This is a genomic window from Azotobacter chroococcum (genome assembly GCF_004339665.1).
Classification (GTDB): Bacteria; Pseudomonadota; Gammaproteobacteria; order Pseudomonadales; family Pseudomonadaceae; genus Azotobacter; species Azotobacter chroococcum.
Map to the genome: position 1 here is coordinate 77,290 of NZ_SMMU01000012.1, position 25,786 is coordinate 103,075.

Consider the following 25,786-nt stretch of genomic DNA (forward strand, 5'->3'; position numbering starts at 1 on the left):
CACGGCGGCGCCATCACCCTGTTCGCCGACAGCGCCACCCAGTTGAGCGGCAAGGACACCGATGGCCACACGGTGTTCACCATCGCCATCGTCGACATCGGCGGCGGCGAACTGCAGCTGCGCACCACCCTGTTCGAGGCCCTCGACAACGGCAACGACACCCTGTTCGACGAGGCCGTGGCGCTGCTGCTTCCCTCCGGCGCGCTGGAGCTGCAGTACCAGGTCACCCGCAGCGATGCCGAGGGCGACACCGTCGTCGCTTCCGACACCATCCTGCTCGCCGACGACGAAAACTCGGTGTTCGGCTTCGACGACGACGGGCCGCTCCCCCTCTCGCCGGTGGCGGGCAGCATCGTCAACGCCGCGGGCAAGTCCGAAACCTTCGCCCTGGATGACGGCTCGCCGGCGAGCTTTGCCGCCAACTTCGGCTCGGACGGCAAGGGCAGCCTGGTGTTCACCGGCATGAACGACCAGACACTGGCGAATGGGGCCCTGCTGCGGGATACGGCCGGCGACGCCCTCACCTCCAACAACGTGGCGATCACCCTCAGTGGCTTCGGCACCCACCAGCTCACCGCCTCCGCCGGGGCGACAACGGTGTTCACCATGACGATGGACAGCACCAGCGGCCAGTACACCATCGAGATGTTCGCCAGGATCGATGATGGCTCGTTCGACTTCGACAACTTCGCCACGGCCAAGGCGGGCAAGTTCAGTTGGCTGGGCGTGGGCGGCGACGAGTTTCCCGCCAAGGATCTGCTGGTCACTGGCGGTATCCCGAACGAGACCACGGTGAACAACGACTCGGACGACCTGGCGGCCAACAACCAGTGGATCAACGCGGCCACCAGCGATACACCGGCAGAATTCCTGCGCCTGGACTTCGTCGATCTGGGGATTTCGGCCAACCAGGGCGGCAGCGATATCAACACCATCCCGACCGCAACGCACTATGACGCCAACAATGTCGGCTTCACCATCATGCAGACCCAATCCAGTCGACCGGTGGATGTGCGGATCACGGCGATCGATACCGAGGAGGGTCGCGGGATCGGCGGCAACGACATCGCGGCGGATCTGACGACCGGCACCCCCGACGAGATCATAGCCGTCACGGTGATCACCAACACCCAGGACCCGGAAAACAACACCAAGACCTACCTGAAACACGACGGGATAGATGACAGCGGCTTCGTCGTCTGGGGAGAGAACGACGTGATCGTGCTCAACCTGGAAGGCGCCAACGCCAACCAGGCCCATCTGCGCGACCAGGTCTTCGTCAGCACCGCCGACGGCTTCAACCGCCTGGAGATCGGCAACGCCGAGGCCGTGGGCAGCAAGGACGCTTTCGCCATCGGCGACGTCGAGGTTGGCGCGGTCGGCCAGGCGATCGATCTCGCCTTCAACGGGCAGATCATCGACGGCGATGGCGATGCTGCTAGCATCGGCCTGGTCGGCGTGACCCTGGAGCCGGCCCCCGTGGTCTGACGCTCATGCCCCCGGGCGCCCGCCGCCCGGAAACGACGCTGGCCGGCGGTGGCTCGTTCCACCGCCGGCCTCTTTTTGTCTGCTCTTTCGCCCACCCACGTCGCCCTGTACTGTGCGTCGATCGGCGTTCCCGCGGGTCCATCAGGCGGCTTGCGGCTCATTCGAGGCAGTGTCATGGAGCAGTTGAAGCAGAAAATCCGCGAGCACGGCAGCGTGCTCTCCGAGCAGGTCCTGAAGGTGGATGCCTTCCTCAACCATCAGGTCGATCCGCCGCTGATGCAGGCGATCGGCCGGGAGTTCGCCCGGCGCTTTGGCGGCCAGGGCATCGACAAGGTGCTCACCCTGGAGGCGTCGGGCATCGCCCCGGCGCTGATGACCGCGCTGGAGCTGGGCGTGCCGCTGGTGTTCGCCCGCAAGCACCGCTCGCTGACTTTGACCGACAACCTGCTGACCGCCCGGGTCTACTCCTTCACCAAGCAGGTGGAGAGCACCGTGGCCGTGTCCGCCAGCCATCTGGCGGCCGGCGAGCGGGTGCTGATCGTCGACGACTTCCTGGCCAACGGGCAGGCCGCGCTGGGGCTGGCCGCCATCGTCCGCCAGGCGGGGGCGCAACTGGTCGGGATCGGCATCGTCATCGAGAAGTCCTTCCAGAGCGGGCGCGGGGCGCTGGAGGAGCAGGGCTACCGGGTCGAATCCCTGGCGCGCATCGCCTCGCTGGCGGGCGGCCAGGTCAGCTTTCTGGAGTGAGCAGAAACGACGAAGCCGCCCGCAGGCGGCTTCGTCCTCGACCAGGTCGCGATCAGAGACCGGACATCTTGCCGATGGCGGCCTTCAGCTCGTCGTCCGAGCAGTCGGCGCAGGTGCCTTTCGGCGGCATGGCGTTGAGGCCGGCGATCGCCGACTTGAGCAGGCCGTCGAGACCGCCCTTGGCATCGGCGCGGGCCGTCCAGGCGGCGCCGTCGCCGACCTTCGGCGCGTTCAGCAGGCCGGTGCCGTGGCAGGCGTTGCAGTACTTGGCGACGATGTCGTCGCCGCTGCGCGCACCACCGCCGGCGGCGCCGGCAGCCGCGGTAGCGACGCCCTTGCATTCCTGACCGGCCACGCAGACCTCGCCGACCGGCTTGAGACGCTCGGCGATTTCCGCGTCGGTCGCGGCCTGGACACTCGCCGCCCACAGGGACAGCACGGCGACCGGGGCCGCCAACATCTTGATCAGATTCACCCTTACCCCCCTCATCGTGGCTGGTTACGTGCGCCCGCGGCCACGGGTTTTCGCGAGCGGGCGGCAGTATAACCTTATGAAAGGCAGGCCGAAACAAGTCGACACAAGGCGGGCCTGCGGCCCGGCGACCCAGCGCGCCGCTCAGCAATGCGCCGGCGTGGCGGCGCTGAGCAGTCGCGCCGGCGCCGCGAAGGGATTGCAGAAGCGGTGCGGCTGGCCGGCGACCAGGTAGTAGCCATCGCCGCTCTCGAGGAGGTAGCGCTGCTCGCCGACCTGCAGTTCCAGGCGCCCTTCGACGAGGATGCCGGCCTCCTCGCCGTCGCGGACCAGCAGCGTCTCGCCGCTGTCGGCCCCCGGCGGATAGGTCACCGAGAGGAAGGCCAGCGCCCGGTCGGGATGGTCCTTGCCGACCAGGCGCATGCTTAGCGGTCCGCGCGACAGCTCGACCTGCTCGGCGGCACGGTAGACCACCGGGGCGCAGGTTTCCGCCTCGAAGTCGAGGGAGAAGAACTCCATCAGCGACATGGGAATGCCGCCGAGAACCTTCTTCAGGGAGCTGATCGAGGGGCTGACGCTGTTCTTCTCGATCATCGAGATGGTGCTGTTGGTGACGCCCGCACGCTTGGCGAGTTCACGCTGGGAGAGGCCTTTGAGCTTGCGTATGGATTGCAGTCGAATGCCGACGTCCAAGACGGGACTCCTCTCGGGGCCTGAACAAGTGAAGTTAATGATGGCAACGGCGTTCAGTATTTACAACGCTCCGCCGCAAATTCCATTCAGTCGTGCCACGCGCGGGCGACCCGCCGCACGTTGCAGAACAGCTGGTAGGCGATGGTGCCGGCCGCCGCCGCCACCGTGCTGGCCGGCACCTGGGCGCCCCACAGCTCGACCCGGCTGCCGAGGCCGGCCCGGGGCAGGTCGGTGAGGTCCACGGTGAGCATGTCCATCGACACCCGGCCGATCAGCCGCGCCGGCCGGCCGTCGACGGCCAGCGGCGTGCCGTCCGGCGCATGGCGCGGGTAGCCGTCGGCATAGCCCATGGCGACTACTCCGACGCGGGTCGGCCGCGGGCTGACGAAGCGCGCGCCGTAGCCCACCGGCTCGCCGGCCGGCAGCTCGCGCACGCTGATGATCTTCGACTCCAGGGTCATCACCGGGCGCAGCCGCGCCGCCTGCGCCTGGTAGTGCTCGAAGGGCGTGGCGCCGTAGAGCATGATCCCCGGTCGCAGCCATTCGCCCTCATGGCCGCGACGGAACAGCTGCGGCCAGCCGAGCAGCGCCGGCGAGTTGCGCAGGCTGTATTCCCCGTCGAAGCCCTCCGTCGCCGCCGCGAACTGCGCCAGTTGCTCGGCGACCCGCGGGCTGTCCAGTTCGTCGGCACGGGCGAAATGGCTCATGGCGACGATCCTCGTCACCTTGCCGCAGGCCGCGAGGCGCGCATGGGCCGCCCGGTAGTCGTCCGGCGCGAAGCCGACCCGGTGCATGCCGGAGTCGAGCTTCAGCCAGCAGGTCAAGGGCCGCGCCAGGGCGGTACGCTCGATGATGTCCAGCTGCCAGGACGAATGCACCACGCACCACAGGTCGTGGCGCTGGATCGGCTCCAGTTCGTCCGCCTCGAAAAAGCCTTCCAGCAGCAGGATCGGCGCGCGGATGCCGGCCTCGCGCAGCTCCAGCGCCTCCTCGATGCAGGCCACCGCGAAACCGTCGGCCTCGCCTTCCAGAGCCTGGGCGCAGCGCACCGCGCCATGCCCGTAGGCATCGGCCTTGACCACCGCCAGGGCGCGGGCGCCGCCCAGTTCGCGGGCCAGCCGGTAGTTGTGGCGCAGGGCGGCAAGATCGATCAGGGCACGGGCGGGGCGCATGGGATGTTGCTCTCGAAGGGGTAAGGGTAAGCCTCAGGGCAGCGCGGCGACGACCGTCATCTCCACCCGGGCGTCATCGCTGTACAGCCGCGCCTCGACGCAGGCCCGCGCCGGCGCGCAGCCGGCCGGCAGCCAGGCGTCCCACACCGCGTTGAGGCCGGCGTAGTCGGCGGCCATGTCCTTCAGGTAGATGGTCACCGAAAGCAGCCGCGACCTGTCGCTGCTGGCCTCGGCGAGCAGCCGGTCGACGTTGGCCAGGGTCTGCCGGGTCTGCTCCTCGATGCCGCCGCCGTAGTCGTCCGCCAGTTGCCCGGCCAGGTAGACAGTGCCGTTGTGGACGACGATTTCGCTGTAGCGCGCTTCAGTTCGCAGGCGCCGGATGGACATGGGTGGAGTTCTCCTGGGAGTTGCCGTAGCGGGAAATGTCGAGGCCTGCGGCGCTGATCTGCGGGCGCTTGCGTGCCAGCAGGTCGGCCAGCAGGCGGCCGGAGCCGCAGGCCATGGTCCAGCCCAGTGTACCGTGCCCGGTGTTGAGGAACAGGTTGCGGTAGCGGGTCGCCCCCACGATCGGCGTGCCGTCCGGGGTGGCCGGGCGCAGGCCGGTCCAGAACTCGGCGCGGGCCAGGTCGCCACCGCGGGGATAGAGGTCGCCCACCACCAGCTCGAGGGTTTCGCGCCGGCGCGGATCGAGCGACAGGTCGAAGCCGGCCAGTTCGGCCATGCCGCCGACGCGGATGCGCTGATCGAAGCGGGTGATGGCGACCTTGTAGGTCTCGTCGAGGATGGTCGAGGTCGGCGCCAGAGCCGGATCGACGATGGGAATGGTCAGCGAGTAGCCCTTGAGCGGATAGATCGGCGCGCGGATGCCCAGCGGCGCGAGCAGCTGCGGCGAATGGCTGCCGAGAGCCAGCACGTAGTGGTCGGCGGCTTCCAGCCGGCCGTCGATGCGCACGCCGCGGATGCGCTCGCCGTCGCTTTCCAGACCCTCGATGTGCCGGCCGAAGCGGAACTCCACGCCGAGCCCGGCGGCCAGCTCCGCCAGGCGGCTGGTGAACAGCTGGCAGTCGCCGGTCTGGTCGTTGGGCAGGCGCAGGGCGCCGGCGAGCCGGTCGGCGACGCCGGCCAGGGCCGGCTCGACGCGGGCGATGCCGGCGCGGTCGAGCAGTTCGTAGGGCACCCCGGAGCGCTCCAGCACGGCGATGTCCTGGGCCGCGGCGTCCAGCTGCTGCTGGGTGCGGAACAGCTGGGTGGTGCCCAGCTGGCGGCCCTCGTAGTCGAGGCCGGTCTCGGCGCGCAGCTCGTCGAGGCAGTCGCGGCTGTACTCGGAGAGACGCACCATGCGCTCCTTGTTAACCGCATAGCGCGCGGCAGTGCAGTTGCGCAGCATCTGCGCCAGCCAGAGGTACTGGCGGGGATCGGCGGTCGGCTTGATGGCCAGCGGCGCGTGGCGCTGCAGCAGCCACTTGAGGGCCTTGAGCGGCACGCCGGGCGCCGCCCAGGGCGAGGCGTAGCCGGGCGACACCTGGCCGGCGTTGGCGAAGCTGGTTTCCATCGCCGGCCCCTCGGCGCGGTCGACCACCGTCACCTCGAAACCGGCCCGGGCCAGATAGTAGGCCGTGGTGGTGCCGATCACTCCGCTGCCCAGTACCAGTACGCGCATGACGGTTTCCCCCTGCGAGCTGCAAACCTTGAATGTCTCCAGTATAAGAAGCCCAAGCCAGTGGCTTACACTATTTGAACGTCTATATTCAGGTGATTTTCCGGAAACGGTCACCTTCGCCCGGAGAAATCCATGTGAGAACCCAGCACCAGAGCCGCCGCGAACTGGACCGCATCGACCGCCACATCCTGCGTATCCTGCAGCAGGAGGGACGTATCTCGCTCACCGAGCTGGGCGAGCGGGTCGGCCTGTCCACCACGCCCTGCACCGAGCGGGTCCGCCGCCTGGAGCGCGAGGGCTTCATCCTCGGCTATGCGGCGCGGCTCAACCCGCAGTACCTGGGCGCCGGCCTGCTGGTGTTCGTCGAGATCAGCCTGGCCTACAAGTCCGGCGACATCTTCGAGGAGTTCCGCCGGGCGGTGCTGAAGCTGCCGCAGGTGCTGGAATGCCATCTGGTCTCCGGCGATTTCGACTACCTGCTCAAGGCACGCATCTCGGAGATGGCCTCCTACCGCAAGCTGCTCGGCGACATCCTGCTCAGGCTGCCCCATGTGCGCGAGTCGAAGAGCTATATCGTCATGGAAGAGGTCAAGGAAAGCCTCGAACTGCCAGTGCCGGAATGAGGAGTCGCCGATGAACGCATCGCCAGCGGGCTCGCCCGCCCCTGCGGACAACCACGCACCGTCCTACTACGCCGCCACGGCCGGCCCGCTGCCGGCGTTTCCGGCTCTGGAGGGCGAGCTGCGCGCCGACGTGTGCGTGGTCGGCGGCGGCTTCAGCGGGCTCAACGCCGCCCTCGAACTGGCCGAGCGCGGCCTCTCGGTGGTCCTGCTGGAGGCGCGGGTGCTCGGCTGGGGGGCCAGCGGGCGCAACGGCGGGCAACTGATCCGCGGCCTCGGCCACGATCTGGAACGCTTCCGCCCGCTGCTCGGCGCGGACGGCGTGCGCGCCCTGAAACTGATGGGGCTGGAGGCGGTGGAGATCGTCCGCCAGCGGATCGAGCGCCACGCCATCGACTGCGACCTGATCTGGGGCTACTGCGACCTGGCCACCCGGGCGCGGCATGTCGCGCACCTGCAGGCGGAGTGCGCCGAGCTGCAGGCGCTCGGCTACCGCCACGAGCTGCGCCTGCTGGAGGCCAGGCAGATGCACGAGGTGATCGGCTCCGAACGCTACTGCGGCGGCCTGCTGGACATGGGCTCGGGCCATCTGCATCCGCTCAGGCTGCTGCTCGGCGAGGCCGCCGCGGCGCAGGCGCTCGGCGTGCGGCTGTTCGAGCGCTCGGCGGTGACGAAGATCGACCATGGCCGCGAAGTCTGCGTGCACACCACCCGCGGCCGGGTCCGCGCCGCCAGCCTGGTGCTCGCCGGCAACGCCCATCTCGGCGACCTCGAACCGGCGCTGGCCGGCAAGGTGCTGGCGGCCGGCAGCTATATCATCGCCACCGAACCGCTCTCCCCCGCCCTGGCTGCCGAGCTGCTGCCGCAGAACCTGGCGGTCTGCGACCAGCGCGTGGTGCTCGACTACTTCCGCCTGTCCGCCGACCGCCGCCTGCTGTTCGGCGGTGCCTGTCACTATTCCGGGCGCGACCCGCGGGACATCGCCGGCTACATGCGGCCGAAGATGCTCAAGGTGTTCCCGCAGCTGGCCGGGGTACGGATCGACTACCAGTGGGGCGGGATGATCGGCATCGGCGCCAACCGCCTGCCGCAGATCGGCCGGCTGCCCGGGCAGACCAACGTCTACTACGCCCAGGGCTATTCCGGCCACGGGCTGAACGCCACCCACCTGGCTGGCCGGCTGCTCGCCGAGGCCATCGCCGGGCAGCAGGGCGGCGGCTTCGACCTGTTCGCCCGGGTGCCGCACCGCCGCTTCCCCGGCGGCCCGCGCCTGCGCGCACCGCTGCTGGCCCTGGGCATGCTGTGGCAGCGGCTCAGGGAGCTATGCTGACACGCAGCGATCGGCGTTTTTCCGGAGGATCGATGTGCGCATCCTCGTCCTGCTGGCCCTGCTCTGCCTGACCAGTTGCATCGGCCAGGTTCCGCGGCAGCCCAGCGCAGCCTTGCCGGCCCAGGGCACCTGGCTCGGCGCGACCGTGCAGGCCGCGGCCGGGCGTCATCCGGCCGGGCAATCCGGCTTCCGTCTGCTGAGCGACGGCAACGAGGCCTTCGCCGTCCGCGCCGAACTGCTCCGCCACGCCCAGCGCAGCCTCGACCTGCAGTACTACATCGCCCACGATGGCCTCAGCACACGGCTGCTCGCCATGGAGCTGCTGCAGGCCGCCGACCGCGGCGTGCGCATCCGCCTCCTGCTCGACGACACCACCAGCGACGGCCGCGACCGCCAGATCGCCGTGCTGACCGCCCACCCGAACATCCAGATCCGCCTGTTCAGTCCGCTGCATCTCGGCCGCAGCCACGGCGTCACCCGAACTCTCGGCCGCCTGCTGCACCTGGCCCGGCAGCACCGGCGCATGCACAACAAGCTCTGGGTGGCCGACAGCAGCGTGGCCATCGTCGGTGGCCGCAACCTCGGCGACGAATACTTCGACGCCAAGCCGCAGCTGAATTTCGCCGACATCGACCTGCTCGGCGCCGGTCCGGTCGCCGAGCATCTGGCGCATGGCTTCGACCAGTACTGGAACAGCGCCCTGAGCGTGCCCATCCAGCAGTTCCTGTACCGCCCGCCCTCGACCCGGGCGCTGGCGCGGCTACGCGCCCGACTGCAGCGCTCGCTGGCCCGCGCCACCGTCGAGCAGCCGGACCTGCACGGCGCCCTGACCGCCTACCGGCGCGAGCCGCGCCTGCGGAACTGGCTGGAACGGCTGACCTGGGCCCACAGCGTGGCGCTCTGGGATGCCCCCGCCAAGGTGCTTAGCCAGGGAGTCCCCGAGCCGCATCTGCTGCTCGGCACGCAACTGGCCCCCGAGTTGCAGCAGGTCTCCCGCGAGTTGATCCTGATCTCCGCCTACCTGGTGCCCACGGCCAACGGTCTCGTCTATCTGACCGGCCTGGCCGACGGCGGCGTGCGCGTCAGCCTGCTGACCAACGCGCTGGAGGCCACCGACGTGCCCATCGTGCACGGCGGCTATGCGCCCTACCGCAAGCCGCTGCTGGAACATGGCGTGCGCCTGTTCGAGCTGCGCCGGCAGGGCGACGGCAGAGGCTCGCGCTACAGCTGGAGCGGCACCTCGGCCTCGGCCCTGCACAGCAAGGCAGCCATTCTCGACCGGCGCAAGGTATTCATCGGCTCGCTCAATTTCGACCCGCGCTCGCTGCTGTGGAACACCGAGGTCGGCGTGCTGGTGGACAGCCCGGTGCTGGCCGAACGGATGCGCGAACTGGCCCTGGCGGGGATGCGGCCGACGATCAGCTACGAGGTGCGCCTGGTCGAGCGCGACGGGCGTCGGCGGCTGGTCTGGATCGCCGAGGACAACGGTCGACGCCACGAGCTGGAACAGGAGCCCGGCAGTTTCTGGCGGCATTTCCACGCCTGGCTGGCGGAGCTGATCGGCCTGGAGAACCTGCTCTGACTGCAGCGATCTTTGGGCGCGCGGCCTTCAGCTCCCTCTCCCCCAGCCCCTTTCCCATGCCTGAGGCCGGGCATTCCTTGAGCCCGCGTACAGTGAAACGGCTCTAGGCGGCCTCGCCGGCAGCCGTGCGGCGCAGTTCCAGCAGGAGAAAGCCGGCCGCGCCGGCAGCCATCAGCAGCGGCAGCGCATGCCCGCTCAGCCACTGGCTGGCCGCGCCGGTGGCCAGCGGTCCGAGCAGGCAGCCGATACCCCACAGCTGGGCCACATGGGCGTTGGCGCGGACCAGCGCCGCATCGCGGAAGCGCTCGCCGACAAGGATCAAGGCCAGGGTGAACAGACCGCCCGCGCTGGCGCCGAACAGGATCAGCAGCCCCCAGATGAAGGCGCTCTGCAGCAGCGCCGGAATCGCCAGGCTGACCAGCAGCAGGACCAGGCCGCAGGTGCGGAACAGGGCCCGGCGCGGCACCCGGTCGGCGAGCCAGCCGAGCGGCAGCTGCAGCAGCGCATCGCCGATCACCACCGCGCCGGCCATGCGCAGTGCGGTCGCCTGGTCCAGCCCCTGGCGCAGACCGTAGACCGGCAGCAGGGTGAGGATCATCGTCTCGAAGGCGGCGAACAGCACCACCGCCCAGGCCACCGTCGGCAGGTGCCGGCAGAATCCACGCAGACCGCGCCCGACGCCCGGGCGGGCATCCATCCGCGGCGCACCGCGCGCGCCGAGCAGAAGCAGCGCGCCGCCGAGTATGAGCAGCACCGCGCTCCAGAAGCCGGCATCTCCGGCGGTTCCCAGCCAGCTCAGCAGCAGCGGGCCGGACAGCTGGCTCAGCGCATAGCCGGTGCCATACAGCGCCACCAGCCGGCCGCGCCAGGCCTCCACGGCCAGCTGGTTGATCCAGCTCTCGCCGAGGATGAACACCAGGGTCAGGGTCACGCCGAGCCACAGGCGCAGCGCCAGCCACAGCAGGTAGCTCGGCAGCAGGGCCAGCAGCGCCACCGACAGCGCCCCGACCAGCAGGCTCAGGCGCATCAGCCGCGCCGCCCCGCAGGCTGTCGCCAGGCCTCCGGCCAGAGACGCGCCGAGCAGCACGCCGATGCCCGGCATCGCCGCCATCACGCCAATGGCGAAGGGTCCATGGCCCCAGCCTTCCAGGCGCAGGGAAACCAGCGGCAGACTCAGCCCGAGGGCCAGCCCGACACTGATCACCGCGGCACAGACGGCGAAATAACTGGCCCAGGGCATGGACGCCGCCAGCGGAGCCGGCAGGCGTTCCGGGCGGGCCATGTCAGGGAGGCGCCGTCACAGCTTGATCCAGGTGGCCTTCAGCTCGGTGTACTTGTCGAAGGCATGCAGCGACTTGTCGCGGCCGTTGCCGGACTGCTTGAAGCCGCCGAACGGCGCGGTCATGTCGCCGCCATCATACTGGTTGACCCACACGCTGCCGGCGCGCAGCGCCCGGGCGGTGCGGTGGGCCTTGGACAGGTCGCGGGTCCAGATTGCCGCGGCCAGGCCGTAGCTGGTGTCGTTGGCGATCTGCACGGCCTCCTCGGGAGTGTCGAAGGCGATCACCGAGAGCACCGGGCCGAAGATCTCCTCGCGGGCGATCTTCATGGCGTTGCTCACCCCGTCGAACACCGTCGGCTCGACGTAGGTGCCGCCGGTCTCCTCGAGGACGCGCCGGCCGCCGGCCAGCAGGCTGGCGCCCTCGCCCAGCCCGGCCTCGATGTAGCCGAGCACGGTGTCCAGCTGCTGGCGGTCCACCAGGGCGCCGACGTTGGTCGCCGGGTCCAGCGGATGGCCGGGCCGCCAGGCCTTGAGCGCCTCCAGCAGCAGCGGCAGGAACTCATCCTTGATCGAGCGCTCGACCAACAGGCGCGAGCCGGCGGTGCACACCTCGCCCTGGTTGAAGGCGATGGCGCCCGCCGCGGCCTCGGCCGCGGCCCTGAGGTCCGGCGCGTCGGCGAAGACGATGTTCGGGCTCTTGCCGCCGGCCTCCAGCCAGACGCGCTTCATGTTCGACTCGCCGGCGTAGACCATCAGCTGCCTGGCGACCCGGGTCGAGCCGGTGAACACCAGGCAGTCGACGTCCATGTGCAGCGCCAGCGCCTTGCCGACCGTGTGGCCGTAGCCCGGCAGCACGTTGAGCACGCCGGGCGGGATGCCCGCCTCGAGCGCCAGCTGGGCGAGGCGGATGGCGGTCAAGGGCGACTTCTCCGAGGGCTTGAGGATCACCGAGTTGCCGCTGGCCAGCGCCGGCCCGAGCTTCCAGCAGGCCATCAGCAGCGGAAAGTTCCACGGCACTATGGCCGCCACCACGCCGATCGGCTCGCGGGTGACCAGCCCCAGCTCGTCGTCGGGGGTCGCGGCCACCTCGCCGTAGAGCTTGTCGATCGCCTCGCCGCTCCAGCGCAGCGCACGCGCCGCCGCCGGCACGTCGATCCTCAGCGCGTCCGTGATCGGCTTGCCCATGTCCAGGGTTTCCAGCAGGGCCAGCTCCTCGCGGTGGATTTCCAGCAGCTCGGCCAGGCGGATCATCACCGCCTTGCGCTTGGCCGGCGCCAGGCGCGACCAGCGGCCGCCCTCGAAGCTGCGCCGCGCCGCCGCCACCGCCAGCTCGGCATCGGCCACGTCGCAACTGGCCACCTGCGCCAGCAGGCGTCCGTCGATCGGACTCAGGCAGTCGAAGGTCGCGCCGTCGACGGCCGCCAGGTAGTGGCCGTCGACGAAGGCGCGGCCCTCGAGGGTCAGGCTGCGGGCACGTTCTTCCCAGTCGGTGCGCGTCGGGGTGGTCATGGGGGCATCCTCTCGTCACTGAAGCGATCGAAACACCCTACCCCCCGCCCCCGGGGCTTTCAATACGGGCGCGCGGCCCGAAAACGAAGAAGCCCGCCAAAAGGCGGGCTTCTTCGTCAGGCAGCCGGATCAATCACTTGATCTTGGCTTCCTTGTAGATCACGTGCTTGCGCACGACAGGATCGTACTTCTTGATCTCGATCTTGTCGGGGGTGGTGCGCTTGTTCTTGTCGGTGGTGTAGAAGTGGCCGGTACCGGCGCTGGACACCAAACGGATCAGATCACGCATGACTATCTCCTCAAACCTTTTCGCCGCGAGCGCGCAGCTCGGACAGTACGACGTCGATACCGCGCTTGTCGATGATGCGCATGCCCTTGGCGGAAACGCGCAGACGCACGAAACGCTTCTCGGACTCGACCCAGAAGCGGTGATGCTGCAGGTTCGGCAGGAAACGACGGCGGGTTTTGTTGTTCGCGTGGGAAATGTTGTTCCCGGTAACCGGACCCTTACCGGTCACTTGACAGACTCTCGACATGCCTCAGCCCTCAAAAACCACATGCCCAACCCGGCATGGGTTGGCCGCTTATCTTTCAGTCATTCGGCGCCCGGCGATTCGTGCGAAAGGCTTCCGCACGCCAGTTGCGCCACGATTCATCGGGGTCTGACCGGCTGTCACTGCCAACGCAGGAAGCGGGCCCCTAGAAAAGAGCGCTGCTTTATATCAGAAAGCCTCCCATTGGGCAAGAATCGCAAGGCTTCGGGCGGCCGCCGGCGGGCCTTCGCGCCATCCTGTGCTCATGCCGTCGATGCCCGGCTCGCCCCGGCATCCCGGCCACCGGCAGAACACAAATAAATCCGCCCCTCCCCCCTCTCGTGGAGCCTTCAGTCCCGATAGGAAGCATCCAGCGCGTCGACCTTCCGCACCCAGGCATCGAACACCGCCTTGCACAGCTCTGGCTGCCGGGCGCCTGCCTGGAGACGAGTCCGGGCCAGCACATCCGCCGGCAGGCGCGTCATGCGCCCGACAGAGGCGGCGGCGATCTGGATGTCGCAGGCGCGTTGCAGCAGCCACAACCACAGGAATGCCTCCTCGAGCGTCTCGCCCCAGGTCAGCAAGCCATGGTTGCGCAGGATGACCACGCGCCGGTCGCCAATGCTCGCGAGCATCCGCTCCCGCTCCTCGAGGTTCACCGTCACGCCTTCGAAGTCGTGATAGGCGACCTGACCATGCAGCTGCGCCCCATAGAACGAATCATGGGACAGCCCGTCCTCCAGGCAGGCGACCGCGCTGCCGGTGATCGAGTGCGTGTGCATGACGCAATGGGCGGCCTGGATATGGCCGTGAATGGCGCCATGGATCACGAAGCCGGCCAGGTTGACCGGATGCCCGGCTGGCCGGACAGGTCGGCCTTCGAGGTCGACGGCGACAAGATTCGAAGCCGTCACTTCGTTGTAGTGCAGCCCGAACGGATTGATCAGGAAGACCGTCTCCGGCCCGGGAACGCGCAGCGTGATGTGATTGAAGATGGACTCGGTCCAGCCCAGATGGTCGAAAACGCGATAGCAGGCGGCGAGCCGCACACGGGCCTGCCGTTCCGCCTCGGAGATCGGCAGCAGACGGTCGCCGAGGCGGGGCGCCCGATCCATCAACAGATCCTTGGGCTTCGAGGTTTCGCTCACGTCCGTTGCCCTCCCGCGCACCCTGATAAATGTTGAAGGATAGCTTCGCTACGGCGCCCGATGCGGCATGAAGGCAAAATCCGCTTACCGAAACGTACGGGGATAGCCGGCCACGGGTGAGCCACTTTCCAGGAAAACTGCTCCAGAATAGCCCTCCTCCCCGAAAACCCGCCCGTCCGCCCCTTTCAGGAGCCCCGCATGCGCCTCGCCCTTCTTCCGCTGTTGTTCGCCCCGCTGCTGAGCCAGGCCGCCAGTCTAGTCGTCTGCACCGAGGCCAGCCCGGAGGGGTTCGACGTGGTGCGCTACAACTCGCTGACCACCACCAACGCCTCCGCCGACGTGCTGATGGACCGTCTGGTCGAGTTCGACCCAGAGAGCGGCCAGCTGCAGCCGGGCCTGGCGCAGAGCTGGCAGGTGTCCACGGACGGTCTGGTCTACGACTTCCGGCTGCGCGAAGGCGTGGCCTTCCACCAGACGCCCTGGTTCACCCCGAGCCGGACGCTGACTGCCGAGGACGTGCTGTTCAGCTTCCGGCGCATGCTCGATCCGACCCATCCCTGGCACAGGACGGCGCCGAGCGGCTATCCGCACGCCCAGTCGATGCAGCTCGGCGAGCTGATCCGCAGCATCGAGGCGGTCGGGCCGCAGCAGGTGCGCTTCACCCTCGCCCGCCCCGACGCCACCTTCCTCGCCACCCTGAGCATGGGCTTCGCCTCCATCTATTCGGCCGAGTACGCCGCCCGGCTGCTGGCCGCCGGCACCCCGGAGCAGCTCGACAGCCAGCCGGTCGGCACCGGCCCCTTCGTGCTCAAGCGCTACCAGAAGGACGCGCTGGTGCGCTATCTGGCCAACCCCGACTACTTCGCCGGAAAGCCCGCCGTCGACGGGCTGGTCCTGGCCATCACCCCGGACGCCAACGTGCGCCTGCAGCGCCTGCGCCGCGGCGAGTGCCAGATCGCCCTGTCGCCGAAGCCGCAGGACGTGCGCGCGGCGCAGGACGACCCGAGCCTCGAGGTGGTCGCCACGCCGGCCTTCATGACCGCCTTCGTCGCCCTCAACAGCCAGCACCCGCCGCTGGACAGGCCCGAGGTGCGCCAGGCGATCAACCTCGCCTTCGACAAAGCGAGCTACCTGAAGGCGGTGTTCGAGGGCAGCGCGCAGCCCGCCGACGGCCCCTATCCGCCGACTACCTGGAGCCATGCCGCCGATCTGCCGGGCTATCCCCACGATCCGGCCCGGGCCCGCGAACTGCTGGCCAGGGCCGGGCTGGCGGAAGGCTTCAATACCACGATCTGGACACGCCCAGCCGGCAGCCTGCTCAACCCCAATCCGGCGCTCGGCGCCCAGCTGCTGCAGGCCGACCTGGCCAAGGTCGGCATTCAGGCAGAGATCCGGGTGATCGAGTGGGGCGAGCTGATCCGCCGCGCCAAGGCCGGCGAGCATGACCTGCTGTTCATGGGCTGGGCCGGCGACAACGGCGACCCCGACAACTTCCTCACCCCGCAGTTCGCCTGCGCCTCGGTCGCGTCGGGACTGAACTTCGCGCGCTACTGCGACGCCCGGCTGGACCAGCTGATCGCCGCGGGCAGGCGCAGCAGCGACCAGGCAGAGCGCAGCCGGCTGTACCGGGAGGCACAGAAGCTGATCCGCGAGCAGGCGCTGTGGCTGCCGCTGGCCCACCCCACCGCCGCCGTGCTGGTCCGCAAGGCCGTCGAGGGCTATCAGGCCAACCCGTTCGGGCGCCAGGATTTCAGCAAGGTGCGGCTGGGCCGCTGAGAGAGAGGGGAAAACTGAGACGGCGGCAGCTGCGCAGCCGCCGGTGGGTTACGGCCTGTGGCCTAACCCACCCTACGGGTACAAACCCTGCGAGCGAAGGGATCAAGCCAGAATCGAGCCCTTGAGCTTGTTCAGGGCGCTCTTCTCCAGCTGGCGGATGCGCTCGGCGGAAACCTTGTACTTGGCCGCCAGGTCGTGCAGCGTGGCCTTCTCCTCGGCCAGCCAGCGCTGGTAGAGGATGTCGCGGCTGCGCTCGTCGAGCCCGTCCAGCGCCTCGTGCAGGTTGGCCGCGGAGCTGTCGCTCCAGTCGGCCTCCTCCAGCTGGCGCGCCGGGTCGTAGCGCTGGTCCTCGAGGTAATGGGCCGGCGCCTGGAAGGCGCTGTCATCGTCGGCATCGGTCGCCGGGTCGAAGGCCATGTCCTGGCCGCTCAGGCGGCTTTCCATCTCGCGCACCTCGTGCGGCTCGACGCCCAGGCTCTCGGCCACGGCCTCGACCTCGTCGTTGTTCAGCCAGGCCAGGCGCTTCTTCTGGCTGCGCAGGTTGAAGAACAGCTTGCGCTGCGCCTTGGTGGTGGCGATCTTGACGATGCGCCAGTTGCGCAGGATGAACTCGTGGATCTCGGCGCGAATCCAGTGCACCGCGAAGGACACCAGGCGCACGCCCATTTCCGGGTTGAAGCGCTTGACGGCCTTCATCAGGCCAACGTTGCCTTCCTGGATCAGGTCGGCCTGGGCCAGACCGTAACCGGAGTAGCTGCGGGCGATGTGGACGACGAAGCGCAGGTGCGCCAGCACCATCTGCCGCGCGGCTTCCAGGTCCTGCTGGTAGTAGAGACGATCGGCCAGTTCGCGCTCCTGTTCGGGCGTCAGCAGCGGGATGCTGTTGACCGCGTGCACGTAGGCCTCCAGGTTGGCGCCGGGGACCAAGGCGGAAACAGGTTGCAGGGAATTGGTCATGCGAATCCTCCGACTCACTGGGAATGGCCAGTGTAGCATCGGAGACTCTGACTGCAAGCCGCCGTAAAAGCTCCGTTACAGCCCAGCCGAAGCGCCTGCCGATCAGCGCGGCGCCAGCTCGCTCAGGTGCCGCGCCACGGCCAGCCAGGCACCGACATAGCCGAGCAGGATGGCCCCGAGCAGCAGCGACAGGCCGTCCTCCAGCGGTACCCCGCCGAGGGCGAAATCGCTGCCGTAGAGCCCGGCCAGGCTCAGCACCGACGCGTTCAGCCAACCGAGCCCGTAGACCAGCACCAGCCAGGCCAGCAGCCCGGCGCCGCCGCCGTACAGCGTGCCCATATAGAGGAAGGGTCGACGCACGTAGCCGTCGGTGCCGCCGACCAGCTTGATCACCTCGATCTCGCTGCGGCGGTTTTCGATGTGCAGGCGGATGGTGTTGCCGATCACCAGCAGCAGGGCCAGCACCAGCAGCAGGGTGAGACCGAAGACGAAGCGCTCGCCGAGCGCGAGGATCGCGCCGAGGCGCTCGACCCAGAGCAGGTCGAGCTGCGCCAGCTGCACGCCGGACAGATCCGCCAGCTGCTCGCGCAGGGTTTCGAGACCGGCCTTGTCGATCTGCCGGGGGGTGACCAGGATCACCCCGGGCAGGGGGTTCTCCGGCAGCCCGCGCAGCGCCTCGCCGAGTCCGGACTGGCGCTGGAACTCCTCCAGTCCCTGCTCGCGGCCGATCCACTCGGCCTCGGCCACCTCCGGCAGCGCGGCGATCCTCGCCCGCAGGCGCTCGCCCGCCGCATCGTCCACGTCCAGCGTGGTGAACAGGGAAATCTGCGCGGCGCGCTGCCAGGAGCCGCCGAGCTGCGCGACGTCGTCGAGCAGCAGCGACAGCCCCATGGGCAGGCTGAGGGCGACGGCCATCGCCAGGCAGGTGAGGAAGCTGCCCACCGGCTGGCGGCCGAGCCGGCGCAGGCTGTCGACCAGGCTGGCGCGGTGGCTGTCCAGCCAGGCCACCAGCAGCGTGGCGAAATCCGGTTCGGCGCTCTTCACCTCGGCCCTGGGCAGAGCGCCGACCCGTTCGGACGGCCGCGGCTCGGGCAGGTTGGAATCGCTCATCAGGCGGCCTCCCCGTCGGCGATCAGCCGCCCGCGCTGCAGGGTGAGCAGGCGGTGGCGCATGCGTGCGATCAGCGCCAGATCGTGGCTGGCGATCAGCACCGTGGTGCCGAGACGGTTGATGTCCTCGAACACCTTCATGATCTCCGCGGCCAGGCGCGGGTCGAGGTTGCCGGTCGGCTCGTCGGCCAGCAGCAGGGCCGGCTGGTGGACCACCGCACGGGCGATGCCGACCCGCTGCTGCTGGCCGGTGGACAGGTCGGCCGGGAACTGCTCGGCCTTGTCGTGAAGGCTGACCCGCTCCAGGGCGAGCAGGGTGCGCCGGGCGATCTCGTCCCTGCCCAGGCCGAGAATCTTCAGCGGCAGGGCGACGTTGTCGAACACGCTGCGGTCGAACAGCAGCTGGTGATTCTGGAACACCACGCCGATCTGCCGGCGCAGGAAGGGGATCTGCGCGGTGGTGATGCTCGACAGATCCTGCCCGGCGAGCAGCAGCCGGCCGCTGGTCGGCCGCTCCATGGCCAGCAGCAGGCGCAGCAGGGTGCTCTTGCCGGCGCCGGAATGGCCGGTGACGAACAGGAACTCACCGTGCCGCACGCGGAAGCTCAGCTCGTGCAGGCCGACATGGCCGTTGGGATAGCGCTTGCCGACCTGTTCGAAGCGGATCATTGCGCCGGCTTCTCCGCGAACAGCGCGCGGACGAACTCCTCGGCGACGAAGGTGCGCAGGTCGTCGACGCCCTCGCCGACGCCGATGTAGCGGATCGGCAGGCCGAACTGCTTGGCCAAGGCGAAGATCACCCCGCCCTTGGCGGTGCCGTCCAGCTTGGTCAGCGCCAGGCCGGTGACCTCCACCGCCTGGTTGAACTGCCTGGTCTGGTTGATGGCGTTCTGGCCGGTGCCGGCGTCCAGCACCAGCAGCACCTCGTGGGGCGCCGCGTCGTCCAGCTTGCCGAGCACCCGGCGGACCTTCTTCAGCTCCTCCATGAGATTGTCCTTGGTGTGCAGGCGACCGGCGGTATCGGCGATCAGCACGTCCATGCCGCGCGCCTTGGCGGCCTGCAGGGCATCGAAGATCACCGAGGCGGAATCCGCGCCGGTGTGCTGGGCGATCACCGGAATCCGGTTGCGCTCGCCCCACACCTGCAGCTGCTCGACGGCGGCGGCGCGGAAGGTGTCGCCGGCGGCGAGCATGACCTTCTTGCCATCCTGCTGCAGGCGCGCGGCCAGCTTGCCGATGGTGGTGGTCTTGCCGGCGCCGTTGACGCCGACCACCAGGATCACATAGGGGCGCTGCGCGGACTCGAGCGCCAGCGGCTGCTCAACCGGCTTGAGCAGCGCGGTCAGCTCCTCCTGCAGCGCGCGGTACAGCGCCTCGCTGTCGGCCAGCTCCTTGCGCGCCACCCGCAGGGTCAGGCTCTGGATGATCGCCGTGGTGGCCTCGACGCCGACGTCGGCAAGCAGCAGGCGGGTTTCCAGCTCCTCCAGGAGTTCGTCGTCGATCGCCTTCTCGCCGAGGAACAGGCTGGCCATGCCCTCGCCGAGAGTCGAGCCGGTCTTCGCCAGCCCTTGGCGCAGACGGGCGAAGAAGCCGGATTTGTTCGGCCGCGGGGCGGGCTGGGCGACCGGGACGGCCGGCTCGGCCTCGACCGCCGGCTGCGGCTCGGGCTCGCTCAGCGGCGCCGCTTCCGCGGCGGGAGCCGGCGTGCCGTGCGCGGCGCCGCGCCAGCGGCTGGAGAAGACCACTTCCTCTTCGGGTGCGGCAGGCGCCTGCTCGGCGACCTCGGGCACGGACGATGCGACAGCTGGGGTCTCCGGCTGCGCCTCGACCACCGGCGCCTGCACCTCGACCACCACCGGCTGCGGCTCGGGCTCGGCCGGGCGGGCGGCCTCGGCGGCTTCCTCCGCCGGCGACGGTTCGCTGCCGGCTTCCGGAGCAGCTTCCTCGGGGACGGGCGCCGGTGCGGATTGTTCCTTCTTGCGGAACCAGCCGAACAGGCCTTTCTTCTCTCCGGCCTCGGCCGGCTTCTTGTCGTCGTTTGAACCAAACATGCAGACGGCTTTCTCAGGGGGGCGATGAGACCGGCGGGGTTGGCCGCCGGCGAAACGGATGGTTATCCTAGCACCTCCCTGCCCGCCGGGCTAAGCTCGCGGGCCGCCCCACAGGTCCGACATCAATGAACGTGATCGCCCGCCATGCCGCCGCCCTGCTGCTCGGCATGCCGCTGACGGCGCTGGCCGCCGCTCCCCAACCGACCCACGAATACACCCTGGACAACGGCCTCAAGGTCATCGTCCGCGAGGACCACCGCGCCCCGGTGGTGGTCTCGCAGCTCTGGTACAAGGTCGGCTCCAGCTACGAGACGCCCGGCCAGACCGGCCTTTCCCACGTCCTCGAACACATGATGTTCAAGGGCAGCCGCAAGCTCGGTCCCGGCGAGTCCTCGCGGATCCTGCGCGAACTCGGCGCCGAGGAGAACGCCTTCACCGGCGACGACTACACCGCCTACTACCAGGTGCTGGCCCGCGACCGCCTGCCGGTGGCCCTCGAGCTGGAGGCCGACCGCCTGGCCAGCCTGCGCCTGCCGCCGGAAGAGTTCGACCGCGAGATCGAGGTGGTCAAGGAGGAGCGCCGCCTGCGCACCGACGACCGCCCCAGCGCCCAGGCCTACGAGCGCTTCAAGGCCATGGCCTACCCGGCCAGCGGCTACCGTACCCCGACCATCGGCTGGATGCCCGACCTCGACCGGATGAGCGTCGACGACCTGCGCGCCTGGTACCAGGCCTGGTACGTGCCGAACAACGCCGTCCTGGTGGTGGTCGGCGACGTCAGCGGCGACGAGGTGAAGGGCCTCGCCGAGCGCTATTTCGGCGCCATTCCGGCCCGCCCGCTGCCGGTCGCCAAACGCCCGCTGGAGCCGGCAGAACCCGGCGAGCGGCGCCTCCGGCTGAACCTCAAGGTGCAGTTGCCGAGCCTTTTGTACGGCTTCAACGTGCCCGGCCTGGCGACCGCCGAAAATCCCCGCGAGGCCCATGCGCTGCGCCTGATCGCCGGCCTGCTCGACGGCGGCTACAGCGCGCGCATCCCGGCCCGCCTGGAGCGCGGCGAGGAGCTGGTGTCCGGCGCCGGCGCCGGTTACGACGCCCACGTGCGCGGCGACAGCCTGTTCGTTCTCAACGCCACGCCCAACGTGCAGAAGGGCCGCAGCCTGGAAGAGGTCGAGGCCGGCCTCTGGCGCCTGCTCGACGAACTCAAGGAAACCCCGCCAACCGCCGAGGAACTGGAGCGCGTGCGCGCCCAGGTCATCGCCGGCCTGGTCTACGAGCGCGACTCCATCGCCCGGCAGGCGACCACCATCGGCCAGCTGGAAACCGTGGGCCTGTCCTGGCAGTTGATCGACGAGGAGCTGGCCGCCCTGGAGTCGGTCACCCCGCAGGACATCCAGGATGCTGCACGCCGCTACTTCACCCGCTCGCGCCTCACCGTCGCGCACGTTTTGCCCGAGGAGGCCCACCATGACTGATGAGCGCACCCGCCTGAGTTACGGCCTGATCGGCCTGATCCTGCTGCTTCTGCTCGGCCTGCTGGCCTGGCTGGCCAACCTGCCGCCGCGTCCGTCCGCCCCCGCTGGCGAAGCACCCACCGGCCCGGCCCGGCTGGAGTCGCTGGCCAACCTGAACGGCGAACCGCCGGTCCATCGTGCCCTGAACATCCAGGACTGGCGCACTGCCGAGGGCGCCCGGGTGCTCTTCGTCGAGGCCCGCCAGCTGCCGATGTTCGACCTGCGCCTGACCTTCGCCGCCGGCAGCAGCCAGGACGGCGACACCCCCGGCCTGGCCCTGCTGACCAACGCCATGCTCAACGAAGGCGTGCCCGGCAAGGACGCGACCGCCATCGCCGAGGGCTTCGAGGGCCTCGGTGCCCAGTTCGGCAACGGCGCCTACCGCGACATGGCCGTCGCCAGCCTGCGCAGCCTGAGCGACCCGGCCAAGCGCGAGCCGGCGCTCGCCCTGTTCCGCGAGGTGCTCGGCCGCCCGGACTTCCCGGCCGACGCCCTAGCGCGGATCAAGAACCAGATGCTGGCCGGCTTCGAGATGCGCAAGCAGAGCCCCGGCAAGCTGGCCAGCCTCGCACTCAACCGCCAGCTGTTCGGCAGCCATCCCTACGCCCACCCGAGCGACGGTGACACCGAATCGATCGCGCCGATCGGCCGCGAGCAGCTGCAGGCCTTCCACGCCCGCGCCTACAGCGCCGCCAACGCGGTCATCGCGCTAGTCGGCGATCTGTCCCGCAGCGAGGCCGAAGCCATGGCCGCGGCCATTTCCGCCGCGCTGCCGGCGGGTCCGGCGCTGGCCAAGCCGGCCGCCCCGGCGCCGCCTAAGCCGGGCCTGCAGCACATCGAATACCCCTCGCAGCAGACCCACCTGATGCTCGCCCAGCTCGGCATCGCCCGCGACGATCCGGACTACGCGGCGCTCTTTCTCGGCAACCAGATCCTCGGCGGCGGCGGCTTCGGCGCCCGGCTGATGGAGGAGGTGCGCGAGAAGCGCGGGCTGACCTACGGGATCTACTCCGGCTTCACCCCGATGCAGGTGCGCGGCCCCTTCATGATCAACCTGCAGACCCGCGCCGACTACAGCCAGGGCACCCTGGAGCTGGTGCAGCAACTGGTCCGCGCGTTCATCGCCGAGGGACCGACGGCGAAGGAGCTGAAGGACGCCAAGCGCGAACTGATCGGCAGCTTCCCGCTGTCCACCGCGAGCAACGCCGACATCGTCGGCCAGCTCGGCGCCATCGGCTTCTACAACCTGCCGCTGAACCACCTGGAGGTCTTCCTGCAGCAGGTCCAGGCGCTCACCGTCGAGCAGGTGAAGACGGCCATGGCCAGGCATATCGATCCGGACGGCTTCGTCGTGGTCAGCGCCGGGCCGACCGTCGAGCAGAAACCGCTGCCGCCGCCGACCGCGCCCGCCGAGCGCCCCGCCGTCACGCCGGAGCACTGATGCGCCAGCCCGCCCGCTCTTCCCGCCCGGCCGCCCGTCCCCACGGCGGCCAGGGCCTGCTGCGCATCATCGGCGGCGAATGGCGCTCGCGCCGCTTCGCCTTCCCCGAGGCGCCGGGCCTGCGCCCGACCCCCGACCGGGTCCGCGAGACCCTGTTCAACTGGCTGGCGCCCCATGTCGAAGGTGCCCGGGTGCTCGACCCCTTCGCCGGCAGCGGCGCGCTCTACCTGGAAGCCCTGTCGCGCGGCGCCGGCCAGGCGCTGGCGCTGGACCTCAACGGCGAGGCCGTCGCCAGCCTGCGCCGCCACCTCGACAGTCTGCGCTGCGGCAACGGCCAGCTGCTGCAGGGCGATGCCCTGCGCTACCTGGAGCACCAGTCGCCGAGCCCCTTCGACCTGGTGTTCCTCGACCCGCCCTTCCACCAGGACCTGCTGACGCCTGCCTGCCGGCTGCTCGAGGAGCGTGGCTGGCTGGCCCGCGACGCCTGGATCTACACTGAAAGCGAAGCTCCGCCCTCCGCCCTCGGCCTGCCGGACAACTGGCGCCTGCACCGGGAAAAGCAGGCCGGCCAGGTGTATTACGCGCTGTGGCAGAGGACCGGCTGAAGCGCCAAGCCGCCTTGGCGCTGTCATGGACGAACCTGCGGGTTCCGCCGATGAACGACGTACCCTTTCGCCCCGCCTGGTGGCTGCCCGGTCCGCACCTGCAAACCCTGTGGGGACCGCTGTGCCGCCGGCTGCCGCCGCTGGAGCGCCGCCGCGAGCGCCTCTGGCTGGCCGACGGCGACTTCCTCGACCTCGACTGGCACGGCCCGAACAATCCGCGGGCGCCGCTGGTGCTGGTGCTGCACGGCCTGACCGGCTCCTCCCGCTCGCCCTATGTGCTCGGCCTGCAGCGGGCCCTGGCGGAGCGTGGCTGGGCCAGCGCGGCGCTGAACTGGCGCGGCTGCTCCGGCGAGCCCAACCGGCTGCCGCGGGCCTATCACTCCGGCGCCAGCGACGACCTCGCCGCGGCCATCGCCCACCTGCGCAGGCTGCGCCCGCACGCTGCGCTGCATGCGGTCGGCTACTCGCTGGGCGGCAACGTGCTGCTCAAGCACCTCGGCGAAAGCGGCGCCGACTGCGCCCTGCAGGCGGCCGTGGCGGTGTCGGTGCCGTTTCGCCTGGACCAGTGCGCCGACCGCATCGGCCAGGGCTTCTCGCGGCTCTACCAGGCGCACTTCATGCGCGCCATGCGCCTCTACGTGGAGGACAAGCAGCGCCAGTTCGCCCGCCTCGGCCAGGCCGAGCATCTCGCCACCCTGGAACGCCTCGGCCCGCTGCAGGGCCTGCGCACCTTCTGGGAGTTCGACGGGCGCATCACCGCACCGCTGCACGGCTTCCTCGATGCCGGCGACTACTACCGGCGCGCCTCCAGCCGCTACTTCCTCGCCGCCATCCGCGTGCCGACGCTGATCGTCCAGGCCGCCGACGACCCCTTCGTGTTCCCCCACAGTCTGCCGCCGCCGCACGAGCTGTCGGCGAGCATCCAGTTCGAGTTGCAACCAGGCGGCGGCCATGTCGGTTTCGTCGAAGGCTCGCCGCACCGCCCCGGCCTCTACCTGGAGCGGCGCATCCCCGCCTGGCTGGCGGCTCTCCCGCGCTGAGCCCGGCTTGGCCGCGGGGAACGGCTGAGCTACCATCCGGGCCTCCATGAACCCGCCAAGGACGCCGTGATGAACCGCGTAATCTACCCGGGAACCTTCGACCCCATCACCAAGGGACATGGTGATCTGGTCGAGCGCGCCGCCAAGCTGTTCGACCAGGTGATCATCGCCGTGGCCGCCAGCCCGAAGAAGAACCCCCTGTTTCCCCTCGAGAAACGCGTCGAGCTGGTCCGGGAAGTCACCCGTCACCTGCCCAACGTCGAGGTGGTGGGTTTCTCCAGCCTGCTCGCACAGTTCGCCCGGGACCAGAAGGCCAACGTGCTGCTGCGCGGCCTGCGTGCGGTGTCCGATTTCGAGTACGAATTCCAGCTGGCCAACATGAACCGCCAGTTGGCCCCGGAAGTGGAAAGCCTGTTCCTCACCCCCTCGGAAAAGTACTCCTACATCTCCTCCACCCTGGTCCGGGAAATCGCCGCGCTGGGCGGCAACATCGACCAGTTCGTGCATCCCGCGGTGGCCACCGCCCTGCGCGAGCGCTTCCGCACCTGAGCGGCCACAACCGGCGCATCGCGGCCAAATTGCTGGCCAGGCCGGGAATAGCCGAAGTCAAGCGTTTACTCGGCAAGCCAAACGGCTATAATGGCCGCCCTTTCTAGCCGGTATAGCTCAGCAGGTAGAGCAACTGACTTGTAATCAGTAGGTCCCGGGTTCGATTCCTGGTGCCGGCACCAATTAAATCAACGACTTAGGCTCGCAGCGATGCGGGCCTTTGTTGTTTTTGGCTTCTCAGCAGGCAGATTTTCCCCGTTCGTTCCCCGTTTCGCGATTGAGCCTCCCTGCTTTCCCCGTTCGCTGGCGCTGGCGCTGGCGATCGTCGTCACTCCTTCGCCTCGGGGGGGTTGTTCCGCCAATGGTGGATGACGTTCTCGCCGCAGGTGGTGATGCGGTGATCGGCACCGGCATGGCGGCAACCAGGGGGGGGGGCGGCGATTCCCCGGCCCCTCGCGTGCGTGCGCGTACGGGTCGCGAAACTCGGGCAGGCGGTCGGCTACCTGCTCGG

The 25,786-nt window shown here is 69.4% G+C and carries 25 protein-coding genes and 1 tRNA gene; 12 read left to right on the forward strand and 14 right to left on the reverse strand.

The features are described from left to right. Together EV691_RS23360 and EV691_RS12295 are read left to right on the forward strand one after the other, a co-directional pair. Positions 1-1,488 (forward strand): hypothetical protein (locus EV691_RS23360; protein ID WP_165901254.1); only part of this gene is annotated, 1,488 nt, incomplete at its 5' end. 174 nt (positions 1,489-1,662) lie between these two features. Continuing rightward, a complete protein-coding gene (locus tag EV691_RS12295; RefSeq protein ID WP_131297246.1) occupies positions 1,663-2,235 on the forward strand; it encodes a xanthine phosphoribosyltransferase in 573 nt (190 codons plus the stop codon). 52 nt (positions 2,236-2,287) lie between these two features. Here the strand turns inward: EV691_RS12295 and EV691_RS12300 are convergent, their stop codons facing one another. From EV691_RS12300 to dadA, 5 genes are all read right to left on the reverse strand, one after another. Then, on the reverse strand, positions 2,288-2,710 hold the full coding sequence (locus tag EV691_RS12300; protein ID WP_341352477.1) for a c-type cytochrome: 423 nt from the start codon (positions 2,708-2,710) through the stop codon (positions 2,288-2,290). Positions 2,711-2,851: 141 nt separating this feature from the next. Beyond that, positions 2,852-3,400: a helix-turn-helix domain-containing protein gene (locus EV691_RS12305; RefSeq protein ID WP_131297247.1), complete on the reverse strand. Its 549-nt coding sequence runs from the start codon at positions 3,398-3,400 to the stop codon at positions 2,852-2,854. A gap of 86 nt (positions 3,401-3,486) precedes the next feature. Further along, positions 3,487-4,572 (reverse strand): alanine racemase, encoded by a 1,086-nt coding sequence (gene alr, locus EV691_RS12310; protein WP_131297248.1) that lies wholly within the window; start codon positions 4,570-4,572, stop codon positions 3,487-3,489. A 33-nt stretch (positions 4,573-4,605) separates the two neighbouring features. Then, the gene (locus tag EV691_RS12315; protein ID WP_131297249.1) at positions 4,606-4,959 is read right to left on the reverse strand and encodes a RidA family protein; all 354 of its coding nucleotides are present in this window, start codon (positions 4,957-4,959) and stop codon (positions 4,606-4,608) included. Continuing rightward, entirely contained in the window at positions 4,934-6,232 is a 1,299-nt protein-coding gene (dadA, locus tag EV691_RS12320) for a D-amino acid dehydrogenase (RefSeq protein ID WP_131297250.1), read from the reverse strand. Before dadA ends, EV691_RS12315 begins: the two co-directional genes overlap by 26 nt. Before the next feature lie 134 nt (positions 6,233-6,366). Between dadA and EV691_RS12325 the strand changes: the two genes are divergently transcribed. The 3 genes from EV691_RS12325 to EV691_RS12335 are packed head-to-tail and all read left to right on the forward strand — an operon-like array spanning position 6,367 to position 9,764. Further along, positions 6,367-6,855 carry an Lrp/AsnC ligand binding domain-containing protein gene (locus EV691_RS12325; protein ID WP_090624984.1) on the forward strand — a complete coding sequence of 163 codons (489 nt, stop codon included), beginning with the start codon at positions 6,367-6,369 and terminating at the stop codon, positions 6,853-6,855. 10 nt (positions 6,856-6,865) lie between these two features. After that, positions 6,866-8,182, forward strand: coding sequence for an NAD(P)/FAD-dependent oxidoreductase (locus EV691_RS12330; RefSeq protein WP_131297251.1), 1,317 nt, complete (start codon positions 6,866-6,868; stop codon positions 8,180-8,182). A 34-nt stretch (positions 8,183-8,216) separates the two neighbouring features. Continuing rightward, entirely contained in the window at positions 8,217-9,764 is a 1,548-nt protein-coding gene (locus tag EV691_RS12335) for a phospholipase D family protein (protein ID WP_131297252.1), read from the forward strand. Between the two features lie 103 nt (positions 9,765-9,867). On the opposite strand, the gene EV691_RS12340 is transcribed toward EV691_RS12335, so the two are convergent. The 5 genes from EV691_RS12340 to EV691_RS12360 form a co-directional block, all read right to left on the reverse strand. Further along, positions 9,868-11,004, reverse strand: a complete 1,137-nt coding sequence (locus EV691_RS12340) for an MFS transporter (protein WP_131297291.1) — start codon at positions 11,002-11,004, stop codon at positions 9,868-9,870. A 57-nt stretch (positions 11,005-11,061) separates the two neighbouring features. Beyond that, the gene (locus EV691_RS12345) at positions 11,062-12,555 is read right to left on the reverse strand and encodes an aldehyde dehydrogenase (protein ID WP_131297253.1); all 1,494 of its coding nucleotides are present in this window, start codon (positions 12,553-12,555) and stop codon (positions 11,062-11,064) included. Positions 12,556-12,688: 133 nt separating this feature from the next. Further along, positions 12,689-12,844: a 50S ribosomal protein L33 gene (gene rpmG, locus EV691_RS12350; protein ID WP_014854577.1), complete on the reverse strand. Its 156-nt coding sequence runs from the start codon at positions 12,842-12,844 to the stop codon at positions 12,689-12,691. A 10-nt stretch (positions 12,845-12,854) separates the two neighbouring features. Continuing rightward, positions 12,855-13,091: a 50S ribosomal protein L28 gene (rpmB, locus tag EV691_RS12355; protein WP_039806568.1), complete on the reverse strand. Its 237-nt coding sequence runs from the start codon at positions 13,089-13,091 to the stop codon at positions 12,855-12,857. Positions 13,092-13,438: 347 nt separating this feature from the next. Next, positions 13,439-14,236, reverse strand: a complete 798-nt coding sequence (locus EV691_RS12360) for a class II aldolase/adducin family protein (protein WP_242672473.1) — start codon at positions 14,234-14,236, stop codon at positions 13,439-13,441. 198 nt (positions 14,237-14,434) lie between these two features. On the opposite strand from EV691_RS12360, the gene EV691_RS12365 reads away from it, so the two are divergent. Next, entirely contained in the window at positions 14,435-16,012 is a 1,578-nt protein-coding gene (locus EV691_RS12365) for an ABC transporter substrate-binding protein (RefSeq protein WP_131297254.1), read from the forward strand. 102 nt (positions 16,013-16,114) lie between these two features. On the opposite strand, the gene rpoH is transcribed toward EV691_RS12365, so the two are convergent. The 4 genes from rpoH to ftsY form a co-directional block, all read right to left on the reverse strand. Then, entirely contained in the window at positions 16,115-16,969 is an 855-nt protein-coding gene (rpoH, locus tag EV691_RS12370; RefSeq protein ID WP_131297255.1) for an RNA polymerase sigma factor RpoH, read from the reverse strand. A 102-nt stretch (positions 16,970-17,071) separates the two neighbouring features. Further along, positions 17,072-18,079, reverse strand: coding sequence for a permease-like cell division protein FtsX (gene ftsX, locus EV691_RS12375; RefSeq protein WP_131297256.1), 1,008 nt, complete (start codon positions 18,077-18,079; stop codon positions 17,072-17,074). Next, complete coding sequence (gene ftsE / locus EV691_RS12380; RefSeq protein ID WP_131297257.1) at positions 18,079-18,747, reverse strand: cell division ATP-binding protein FtsE; 669 nt, start codon at positions 18,745-18,747, stop codon at positions 18,079-18,081. The genes ftsX and ftsE overlap by 1 nt, the downstream gene beginning before the upstream one ends. Then, positions 18,744-20,129: a signal recognition particle-docking protein FtsY gene (gene ftsY, locus EV691_RS12385; RefSeq protein WP_131297258.1), complete on the reverse strand. Its 1,386-nt coding sequence runs from the start codon at positions 20,127-20,129 to the stop codon at positions 18,744-18,746. Before ftsY ends, ftsE begins: the two co-directional genes overlap by 4 nt. 125 nt (positions 20,130-20,254) lie before the next feature. Between ftsY and EV691_RS12390 the strand changes: the two genes are divergently transcribed. The 6 genes from EV691_RS12390 to EV691_RS12415 all read left to right on the forward strand — a co-directional run bounded on the left by EV691_RS12390 (position 20,255) and on the right by EV691_RS12415 (position 25,457). Further along, a complete protein-coding gene (locus EV691_RS12390) occupies positions 20,255-21,601 on the forward strand; it encodes a M16 family metallopeptidase (protein ID WP_089169503.1) in 1,347 nt (448 codons plus the stop codon). Next, on the forward strand, positions 21,594-23,081 hold the full coding sequence (locus EV691_RS12395) for a M16 family metallopeptidase (RefSeq protein WP_131297259.1): 1,488 nt from the start codon (positions 21,594-21,596) through the stop codon (positions 23,079-23,081). The genes EV691_RS12390 and EV691_RS12395 overlap by 8 nt, the downstream gene beginning before the upstream one ends. Then, positions 23,081-23,686: a 16S rRNA (guanine(966)-N(2))-methyltransferase RsmD gene (gene rsmD / locus EV691_RS12400; protein WP_039806586.1), complete on the forward strand. Its 606-nt coding sequence runs from the start codon at positions 23,081-23,083 to the stop codon at positions 23,684-23,686. The genes EV691_RS12395 and rsmD overlap by 1 nt, the downstream gene beginning before the upstream one ends. 50 nt (positions 23,687-23,736) lie before the next feature. Continuing rightward, a complete protein-coding gene (locus tag EV691_RS12405) occupies positions 23,737-24,726 on the forward strand; it encodes a hydrolase (protein ID WP_131297260.1) in 990 nt (329 codons plus the stop codon). Between the two features lie 69 nt (positions 24,727-24,795). Next, a complete protein-coding gene (gene coaD, locus EV691_RS12410) occupies positions 24,796-25,275 on the forward strand; it encodes a pantetheine-phosphate adenylyltransferase (RefSeq protein WP_039806588.1) in 480 nt (159 codons plus the stop codon). A 106-nt stretch (positions 25,276-25,381) separates the two neighbouring features. Continuing rightward, positions 25,382-25,457, forward strand: a tRNA-Thr gene (locus EV691_RS12415). Positions 25,458-25,786 lie beyond the last annotated feature (329 nt).

Bases quoted from the DNA above. Each gene is read 5' to 3' on its own strand.
- EV691_RS12295 (WP_131297246.1), top strand. From the start codon at position 1,663: ATGGAGCAGTTGAAGCAGAAAATCCGCGAGCACGGCAGCGTGCTCTCC.
- alr (WP_131297248.1), bottom strand. From the start codon at position 4,572: ATGCGCCCCGCCCGTGCCCTGATCGATCTTGCCGCCCTGCGCCACAAC.
- EV691_RS12315 (WP_131297249.1), bottom strand. From the start codon at position 4,959: ATGTCCATCCGGCGCCTGCGAACTGAAGCGCGCTACAGCGAAATCGTC.
- dadA (WP_131297250.1), bottom strand. From the start codon at position 6,232: ATGCGCGTACTGGTACTGGGCAGCGGAGTGATCGGCACCACCACGGCC.
- EV691_RS12330 (WP_131297251.1), top strand. From the start codon at position 6,866: ATGAACGCATCGCCAGCGGGCTCGCCCGCCCCTGCGGACAACCACGCA.
- EV691_RS12340 (WP_131297291.1), bottom strand. From the start codon at position 11,004: ATGCCCTGGGCCAGTTATTTCGCCGTCTGTGCCGCGGTGATCAGTGTC.
- EV691_RS12345 (WP_131297253.1), bottom strand. From the start codon at position 12,555: ATGACCACCCCGACGCGCACCGACTGGGAAGAACGTGCCCGCAGCCTG.
- rpmG (WP_014854577.1), bottom strand. From the start codon at position 12,844: ATGCGTGATCTGATCCGTTTGGTGTCCAGCGCCGGTACCGGCCACTTC.
- rpmB (WP_039806568.1), bottom strand. From the start codon at position 13,091: ATGTCGAGAGTCTGTCAAGTGACCGGTAAGGGTCCGGTTACCGGGAAC.
- EV691_RS12365 (WP_131297254.1), top strand. From the start codon at position 14,435: ATGCGCCTCGCCCTTCTTCCGCTGTTGTTCGCCCCGCTGCTGAGCCAG.
- rpoH (WP_131297255.1), bottom strand. From the start codon at position 16,969: ATGACCAATTCCCTGCAACCTGTTTCCGCCTTGGTCCCCGGCGCCAAC.
- ftsX (WP_131297256.1), bottom strand. From the start codon at position 18,079: ATGAGCGATTCCAACCTGCCCGAGCCGCGGCCGTCCGAACGGGTCGGC.
- ftsE (WP_131297257.1), bottom strand. From the start codon at position 18,747: ATGATCCGCTTCGAACAGGTCGGCAAGCGCTATCCCAACGGCCATGTC.
- ftsY (WP_131297258.1), bottom strand. From the start codon at position 20,129: ATGTTTGGTTCAAACGACGACAAGAAGCCGGCCGAGGCCGGAGAGAAG.
- EV691_RS12390 (WP_089169503.1), top strand. From the start codon at position 20,255: ATGAACGTGATCGCCCGCCATGCCGCCGCCCTGCTGCTCGGCATGCCG.
- EV691_RS12395 (WP_131297259.1), top strand. From the start codon at position 21,594: ATGACTGATGAGCGCACCCGCCTGAGTTACGGCCTGATCGGCCTGATC.
- rsmD (WP_039806586.1), top strand. From the start codon at position 23,081: ATGCGCCAGCCCGCCCGCTCTTCCCGCCCGGCCGCCCGTCCCCACGGC.
- EV691_RS12405 (WP_131297260.1), top strand. From the start codon at position 23,737: ATGAACGACGTACCCTTTCGCCCCGCCTGGTGGCTGCCCGGTCCGCAC.
- coaD (WP_039806588.1), top strand. From the start codon at position 24,796: ATGAACCGCGTAATCTACCCGGGAACCTTCGACCCCATCACCAAGGGA.